The 848-nt window shown below is 40.0% G+C and carries 1 pseudogene; it reads left to right on the top strand.

Features of this window, described 5'->3' with window-relative positions:
- Positions 1 to 848 (top strand): annotated as a pseudogene (locus Q1A01_RS23580) (hypothetical protein); the annotation flags it as partial.

Here is an 848-nt window from a genome sequence, read left to right as displayed (position 1 = left end):
TATTACAGTAGATGGAGGAACTTCTCCATATACATATGAATGGAGTAACGGAGCTACAACCGAAGATATAGAAGATGTATCTGCAGGAAACTATTCTGTTATTGTAACCGATGCTAATGGCTGTACAATTTCAGCTAATTATACAATCACAGAGCCAGATAATGCGTTAAGTGTAAACATTACAAGAATTGATGCGACAACTGCTCAAGGATGTTTAGATGGAGAAGCTACTGCAACCGTAACAGGAGGAACAGCACCTTATACATATCAGTGGAGTGCAAGTGCAGGAAACCAAACAACAGCTACAGCTACGAACTTACCTGGGAACTTTAATGGTAATGGTGCAGGTGTTCATTCGGTAACGATTACCGATGCCAATGGCTGTGAATTAACACAGAGTGTAATTATTAATTGTAGTGACACATGTGATGCAGTTATTGCGATTCAAGATGTAACTGATATACTTTGTGCTGGTGAGAATACAGGAAGTACAACAGTAAGTGCAAGTTCAAATGCCAATCCATCTGCTTTATTTACATTTACTTGGAACACAGGTCAAGTAGATGCAGGAGTTACTACAAGTACATTGAGTAACTTAACAGCAGGAGTATATACAGTAAGTGTCACTATAGATGGGACAGTATGTTTAGCAGTAGAACAGAGTGTAACGGTTACAGAGCCAGCGAGTCCTGTAGGAGTTGATGCAACTTCAACTGATGAAACTGGTCCTGGATTAAATAATGGTACTGCTAATGCTACAGGCACCGGAGGTACTCCACCATATACATACTCATGGAGTAATGGAGAGACAACACAAGAGATTACAGGATTAGCACCTGGAGATTATA

The sequence above is a fragment of the uncultured Dokdonia sp. genome (assembly GCF_947492815.1).
Lineage (GTDB): Bacteria > Bacteroidota > Bacteroidia > Flavobacteriales > Flavobacteriaceae > Dokdonia.
Note: the sequence above shows the minus strand (reverse complement) of the source record. Positions and strands in the feature narration are given on the sequence as shown.